Origin of the sequence: Waltera acetigignens (assembly GCF_025567015.1) — a bacterium.
GTDB lineage: Bacteria > Bacillota > Clostridia > Lachnospirales > Lachnospiraceae > Acetatifactor > Acetatifactor acetigignens.
Genome location: NZ_JAOQJO010000001.1, coordinates 15,628 through 21,082, shown reverse-complemented (window position 1 = coordinate 21,082; position 5,455 = coordinate 15,628). Strand labels below are relative to the sequence as shown.

General features: G+C 52.9%; 4 protein-coding genes and 1 pseudogene. 1 reads left to right on the top strand and 4 read right to left on the bottom strand.

Features of this window, described 5'->3' with window-relative positions:
* Together OCV96_RS00105 and OCV96_RS00100 are read right to left on the bottom strand one after the other, a co-directional pair.
* Window positions 1–1,247, bottom strand: a pseudogene (locus tag OCV96_RS00105) (SNF2-related protein); the annotation flags it as partial.
* Between the two features lie 119 nt (window positions 1,248–1,366).
* Window positions 1,367–1,711 (bottom strand): TnpV protein, encoded by a 345-nt coding sequence (locus OCV96_RS00100; protein ID WP_425609799.1) that lies wholly within the window; start codon window positions 1,709–1,711, stop codon window positions 1,367–1,369.
* Here OCV96_RS00100 and OCV96_RS00095 point away from each other — a divergent pair.
* Window positions 1,710–2,477, top strand: coding sequence for a hypothetical protein (locus OCV96_RS00095; RefSeq protein ID WP_154042304.1), 768 nt, complete (start codon window positions 1,710–1,712; stop codon window positions 2,475–2,477). The two genes, OCV96_RS00100 and OCV96_RS00095, sit on opposite strands and share 2 nt — an antisense overlap.
* A gap of 96 nt (window positions 2,478–2,573) precedes the next feature.
* Here OCV96_RS00095 and OCV96_RS00090 read toward each other — a convergent pair whose 3' ends face one another.
* Together OCV96_RS00090 and OCV96_RS00085 are read right to left on the bottom strand one after the other, a co-directional pair.
* Entirely contained in the window at window positions 2,574–2,789 is a 216-nt protein-coding gene (locus OCV96_RS00090; protein WP_154042303.1) for a transposon-transfer assisting family protein, read from the bottom strand.
* Between the two features lies 1 nt (window position 2,790).
* A partial coding sequence (locus OCV96_RS00085) for an LPD28 domain-containing protein (protein WP_262593205.1) occupies window positions 2,791–5,455 on the bottom strand: 2,665 nt, incomplete at its 5' end.

Genomic DNA, 5,455 nt, shown 5'->3' with positions numbered 1-5,455 from the left:
TGTAAACGCTGACGGAACTCCGGCACATCCGAATAGAGTCTGATCAGCTCCATATCCTTAGAACCAAGGACTGCACGGCGCACTGCGGCATTACCCTCGATGACAGCATTTTCACGGTCAGAATGCCCGCAGGCATTGCGATATGCGGTATCCTCGGAAATGGCGGCAGTCACCACAGGCTTATACTGCTCAAACTGCTCCCCAAGGGTAGGCTTTGGTGTTTCTTCCTCCATCTCCGGCTGCTGGGCTTGAATGGCATCTTCTTCGGCCTGTTCCTGTTCAGACTGGATCTTGTCATACTGTGCCTGTTCCTGTTCGGTAAGATAGCGGCCTTTCTGGACAAGAGAGGTAATTCGCTTGGCAACCTTTTCCCAGTTCAAGTGAACATCCGGGCAGTCCTGCTTTTTATAGTGCAGTCCTTTTCCGTCGTGATCTTCGCCGCTGTGTGTTGCGCCGGACAGTGCATGAGAGCGACCGCCAATGCCATACTCGTCTTTGAGGAATCTCACTTTTTCCTTGTCCGTGTGGTTTTCCATGAAGAACGCATAGATACGGCCTTTTCCTCCGGCGAAACTGCTGCCACCAGTCATGGCGGCGTCGATTTCATCCTCGGTAATGAAGTGCTGAACGGTTGGCACTTGGGAAAGGTCCGAAGAAAAAGTCCTGCGTGGCAGGTCAAGGTCCTTCAGGTTCTCCCAGATCTCCCTCGGTCTGTGATAGTGAAAACGCAACAGGTCACGATCCTGCTGATAGGCAGTCCAGAAGGCAGCGTATTCTTCCTTGAGGGTCTGGCGGAAAGCTGGGTCACTCAGCTGCTCCGTCAGGCGGCGGGTCTCCTCTGGGAACCCATTGCCTTTGATCTCTGACAGGCTGGACAAATATCCGGCTTCTCTGGCGTCCTCGCTGAAATCGTGATACAGATGCCAGAGCTTTTCCGAGAGGAGGGATCGTTCATAGCCTGCCGCTTCTGCAAGCTCTACATTGGAGGCAAACTGTCCGCTCTCCAAAAGCTCCCCGATACGCTCTGCGGCGCTCTCCCAGGAAATGACCTGGGCAGACCTGTCATAACGGACAGACTTCCCATGAGAAAGATGGATACCATCCTCGGCATACCATGCGCTCACACTGCCAAGGCCGTTGCCGCCGTGGTACAGCGTTTTCAGTATCCCGGCAATCTCAGCGGTGGTTTTCTGTTTTTCAAAGGCTGCAACCACACGCTCCCTCTGGCGGTCTGTATTGCCGCCCAAACGCAGCACATGGTCGATGTCATTTTGAGCAAAAGAAAAAGCAGAGGATGTATGCGCTACATTCTCTGCTTCATCTATGGATTGGATCTGTTCTGCTTCGGAGAGGAACAGGTTTAGGGTCAGCTGTTGATAAGCTCCGCCATCAGGATTTCCTCGGCCTGGGCTTTGCAGGTGTTCATCAGCCCCACCCACTTCATGGGATCGCTGGCTTTCAGTTCCTCGGTGGCTCCCGCTTCCTTCGCCAGTTGGGGTATCATCTGCTCCAGTCTGCTCTGGGCGGTCTCGTCGATCTCCAGAAGGTGCGGGTACAGCTTCTCGCTCAGTAGCATCTGGTTGTAGAGGATGGGACGGTGTTCCTTCAGGTAGGTTTTCCTCATCCTGCCGTACTTGCCCAGGGGTTTCTCCGGCTGCTGGCTCAGCTTCAGGTCGGGAATCAGATAGTCTCCGTTCTGGATATAGGTCATGGGATTGTTCATCTTGTTTGCTCCTTTCTTGGTTGGCTTCGCGCTCTGCATTTCGGACGGTGACGCCGATCTGCCGCAGCACCTGCTGGTTGATCTGGCTGACCGCTGTTCCCAGCGCCCCGATGGTGGACGGGGTGTTGAAATCAAAGATCGCCATGAAATCTTCGTGGTCGAAGTAGCGTTCCGGCTCCAGTCCGCAGCGGGACATCAAAGAGTAAGTGATGCTGACGGTGGCTGCTGCCTTGAACTGTACTCCGATGTTAAACTCATCATATTCCTCCAAAAAGGAACCGTCAACGATATAGAAGAAGTCCTGCTGATGCTCCGTCCAGTATTCCTCAGCCAGTTTTCCGGCTACCTCAGTGAGCTGTCCGGCAAGGTCATCACCGGAAACATCATAGGTGCGCTCCAGCATGGCCTGCACGGAATCCAGATGGCGCTCCTCCAGCTGCCACAGCCAGGGAGTGCGGGAATGTTCACGGGTTCCGGTGTCGGAAATGTCAAAAACATAGCGAAGGCGAGGTCTGTCCCCGGAATCGTCCACCAGAGCGATTCCCTTGGAACCGCGCCTTACATAGCGGCCCATCTTTTCATTCCACAAATCGTACTCTGCACAGGCGGTGGCGTCCGGTCGCTGGGCATAGATCATCAGCTGCTCATGGAACGGGTACTTGTAAAGGCGGGAAGCAGTGGTGAGAAACCCTGCCCATTCCTGCCAGCTCCCCGTGAGCTGTGTTGCCACCTTGTCCGCCATCTGTGCATATAGTTCAGCTTTGGTTGGCATGGTGTTCTGTCCTCCTTTCGGTTTTGGGGTAAAGAGGTGGGGTGGCAATTTGCCACCCCATCCCTGCGGTTATGGTGTTTACTGGTCAAAATCCGGATACAGCTCCAACTGGGCAAAGTCCTCATCGGTCATCGCACAGAGCTTCGTAAGGGCGCTGTCGGTCAGCTCCCTCAGTTCCGTTTCCTCCGGTGATAGCTCGCCGCACATCTCACGCAGGCTGTCGATCAATCCGGTGCGGTTGCCGGTATTGTAAATGCACATCAGGTTCATTTCCTCAAAAGTAAAGTTTCCCATATCAAATCTCCCTTTCCGTACTCTTTTTGGGTGCTGTCTTTTTGTGTTCTGCTTTGGGCTGGCTTTTCAGCTGATCCACAACGGACTTTTTCTTTTCCCGTTCCTCCCGATGAACGGCATCAGCCAAGTCCATCAGGGAAATGGGCTGACCGCTTCGGGCCTGCTGTTCCAGCTCTGCCACCGTAGGCTCTTTTGCACCATTGTTGATGATACCGTCGATCATGCCGTAATCGTCCTCCACGGCCATCTCCGCATTTTTCAGTGGATTTTGCGAAAAGAATCCAGGGATCTGGGTAAAACCAACGCTGTCACAGTAATGACAGGATACCTTACCGTCCTGCTTGATCGCAACGATGTCACTGACGCTCATGGAGGGGCTGTGAAAGTCCACGGGTTTTTCCAGATTGAATTGCTGATAGAGTTTTTCCAGCTGCTCCGGCACAGTGCTAGACTCACTCAGCGGAGCGGTGTAGATTAGGTCATAATTGCTGCGGTCTATGGAAATATCAAGGGACTTTAGCCAGTCCAGATTCATAAAGCGCACATTCTGCGGATCGTCACGGCTCACCTGATAGATGGCAAAGCAATCTCTATTCTGGGAGAGAAATGCCTGTTCTCGTTCCTGCTGATGTTCCTGACGCTCCATGACCTTTTCATGGAACTGAGGGCTTTTCTCCCATTCCTCACGGTCCACACCGCAAAGACCGCCATGCTCCATGATCTCCTGTGGGTCAAACACCATGCTCTCCGTATTGTCCTCATGCAGCACATAGACAGTCAAACCGGCGGCATCCAGTTCCAGCGCCCGTTCTCTGGTAACAGGGAGCATCCCATCATAGGAGTATCCGTATTCCTGCATATCCGGTGTGGAGACCTGCTCATCGGGCATGGGGTATTCATCCAGTGCCTGCTCCTGTGCTTCCGGCAGTTGGGAAGAAGTAGCCATCTGACTGGCCTCTGCCTGCATCTGCTGATAGGCAGCTTCCTGCAAGGTCTCGATCATGAACAACGGTGCGTATTTTACCGAGTCTTTGCCCAAATCGTTGTCATCACAAATCTGAAGAACTGCCTTCATGCGGGAAAGCTCCGGCATATCCAGCTGACCGCCATCCAGCTCTTTCATGGATGCAACATCGTAAAGGGTGTAGTCCCAGCCGCTGTCACAGGGCTGGATATGAAGATAGGTGGCATCGTCGATCAGAAACAAAGCCTCCTGCTGGTTGGCGTCCGCCCCCAGCACCTCCATTTCCGGCATGGCCGCAGCCAGTTCCTTTACCGCTTTCTGTACCAGCGGATTGTCACGGTAATAGTCGATTGCCTGGATGGTATCCAGGTCAATGGTCTGCCCGGTCAAAATCGGAAACGGTCCTTCATAGTCGCTTCCGTCTTTCAGCTCAAAACCAATTCCTTTGATCCCGTTCATTCGCTCTGCCGGAATTTCCTGATAAATGCGAACCGCTTCCTCCAAAGACAGGTTATCGTGGTATTCTCCGAGGTTTGGAAACTCCATGCACTCTGCTACATAGTAGGTTAGATTGCCGGTCGGCTGCTCTATCGGGGCGGTTTCCGGCTCTGCCTTTGCATTGGGGTCAATTCCACGCTCTTTGCAGATTTCCTTATAGTGGCGTTCAATGTCAGAGATCAAAGTGCCGGAGGTCTTATTGATGGTCTCCAAACTGGCTCTCAGCTCTTTCAGTTCCTTGCCATGACTCCAGCTTGCAATATAGCCGAAGCTGTTTTCTCCGGTTTCAATGCCAAAATACTTGCAGACCGCATAGGAGATGCTTTCAGCCTCCACTTCCTCCGTGTGGCGGTCTTTCTTCTGTTCCTGCAAGAACTGGGAGAGGGTAGAAAAGCCACCGGTAAAATTCAGCCCTTCTTCCTCGGTCAGCATCAGGCGTCCATCTTCCGCCAGCTCCAGCGGCTCTGTCAACAGAACGGAACCTGCATGGTTTACAACCACTCGTTCTTCTACACAGACCGGCTCTCCGGGGTCATAGTCAGAACCGCGCAGGTCATAGCAATAAACGCCCTCCGGCAGATTATCACGGGCAATCCGCCCATTGGAGAACAGACCGGGTTTATCAAACAGCTCGATCTCCTGATATTGCTCGTCATTGGCAATCTGAATCTTTTTCTGATTGTGGAGCTTACTGTGGGCAATCTCATGTACTGTGGCCGAAACCGTCTGCACCTCACTCATGCCCTGACGAATGGCGATTTTCTGATGATCGGCAGAAAAATAGCCGTCCGTATCGGCGGCCATTGCTTCAAAAGTAATCGGCACCGGCGCACTGCGGCGCAGGGCCTCCATGAATGCCTCATAATTGGGTACATTGCCGGAAAGGGAGGAAGCAAGCTCCGGCAAAGGTTTCCCATCAGTCTGGCTCACATCAAAGACCTTGACCGGGCGAAACATGGGGATCTCGATTTCTTTTTCCTCTGTAACAATCTTTCCGTCTTTATCCAGAATCGGAGCCTTGGTATCCGGGTCCAGTTTCTGCTCCTCGATTTTCTTCTTGTACGGTGTGGGGGCGATGATGGTAATGCCATGCTCGCCCTTTTTTACATGACGCTCAAACTGGTCTTTCCACTTATTGTATCCGGCTACCAAAGTGGCGTCCGGCTTCTGCATATAGATAAGCATGGTGTTGTTTACCGAATAG

Excerpts from the sequence above, each read along its gene's own strand:
- OCV96_RS00095 (WP_154042304.1), top strand. The coding sequence starts at position 1,710 with ATGGGATTGTTCATCTTGTTTGCTCCTTTCTTGGTTGGCTTCGCGCTC.
- OCV96_RS00100 (WP_425609799.1), bottom strand. The coding sequence starts at position 1,711 with ATGACCTATATCCAGAACGGAGACTATCTGATTCCCGACCTGAAGCTG.
- OCV96_RS00090 (WP_154042303.1), bottom strand. The coding sequence starts at position 2,789 with ATGGGAAACTTTACTTTTGAGGAAATGAACCTGATGTGCATTTACAAT.